2 protein-coding genes are annotated in these 1,253 nt (G+C 33.2%); one reads left to right on the forward strand and one right to left on the reverse strand.

Features of this window, described 5'->3' with window-relative positions; all coding sequences use genetic code 11:
• Positions 1–76: 76 nt before the first annotated feature.
• Positions 77–271 carry a hypothetical protein gene (locus FTV41_RS14835; protein WP_044432560.1) on the forward strand — a complete coding sequence of 65 codons (195 nt, stop codon included), beginning with the start codon at positions 77–79 and terminating at the stop codon, positions 269–271.
• 405 nt (positions 272–676) lie between these two features.
• On the opposite strand, the gene FTV41_RS14840 is transcribed toward FTV41_RS14835, so the two are convergent.
• The gene (locus tag FTV41_RS14840) at positions 677–1,144 is read right to left on the reverse strand and encodes a DUF1643 domain-containing protein (protein ID WP_179996777.1); all 468 of its coding nucleotides are present in this window, start codon (positions 1,142–1,144) and stop codon (positions 677–679) included.
• Between the last annotated feature and the right edge of the window lie 109 nt (positions 1,145–1,253).

The raw sequence follows: 1,253 nt of genomic DNA on the forward strand, positions 1-1,253 counted from the left end.
GCAGTGAATTGTGGAGTTGCAACTGTTTATCGAGTTGCTAAAGTCATTTAAAAAGGCTTGTATCAGTGCTTCCCTTATGTCATATCTATTTACAAAGGAGCAAGGCATTCTTAAAGGTCAAAAGACGGAATTAATGATGAAAAAGCATTTGATTTACCTTGTTTTTATAGTGATGGTTTTTATTTTAGCTCTGGTTGTAAAGATTGATAATGATCATAAAAAAGGGCAAGCATTAAAGAAATTGGAACTAGTTGAAAAGCAAATCCCTTAGGTAAAAATTGACTTATACTTATTTAAATAACGCTAATAACTAAGCCCAAAAAACACCTAGACCCAGTGCTATACACGCTTAGTTTTTTATATTTCAAAAGAGTATTTTAGCAAATATCATAAAAGATCGGTCTATTCTCAAGCCGGTTTTCTATATCGCAGAGCATCATGGCTTTATCATAGATATATGAATATTAAGATAAATAAAAAGCCCTATAGTCTCTCCCGTTACTATAAGGCTTATAAAACGCTGTAATTTTTTTCTTAATTACCTACTTTTCGATGTAGGTTATGAATATATTTTACCTATTGGTAAAAATAAAGATATAAGACAAAAGATGAATACGTTAGGAGTTCCGCGTAAAAACTACTAATTTCGTATAACCACCATTATGTTAAATGGAATCTAAAAAGGCTGTATTTGAGTGGAAGAATGTATATATAACGGATGTCCAGGTTCTCCACTTTTATTTAATTTAAGATAATAGAGTCTGTCCGTAAGCAATTGTTTTACAAAAGTTGATCTCGCTTTAAAAACACCATCATTTCCCCAACAAGCAATAAGTTTTTGGGATTCTGCTGCTAATTGCTTTAAGTGGGCATCGTTATCAGGACCAATAGGGTCTTCTTGGGACATCATTTCTTGTGGATCAGTAGCTCTATATGCAAATAGATTAGCCATATAAATGCCACCACCTCCCCAACTTTTAGCAAAATTAATGCATCGTCTTGTGGTTCGGTCATCTTGCTCATGGTCTGCAGTTGATGGATTTAAGCCGACAAAGGTAAATATTGGTTTTTCTTTATCCCAAATACGCCAAAGTGAATAACGATATTTGTTACAGTCAGAAATGATTGCCCCTTTTTCTATCATTAAATTGTCCTTCTTGATCTATTTCGAATAAGAGATTTTATGTTAAATAGGTTCGATTAAGCAGATCGTCTTCTAATTTTGAACATTGCTCATCATCAATGACTCCGGT

Origin of the sequence: Acinetobacter sp. YH16051 (assembly GCF_013417135.1) — a bacterium.
GTDB lineage: Bacteria > Pseudomonadota > Gammaproteobacteria > Pseudomonadales > Moraxellaceae > Acinetobacter > Acinetobacter towneri.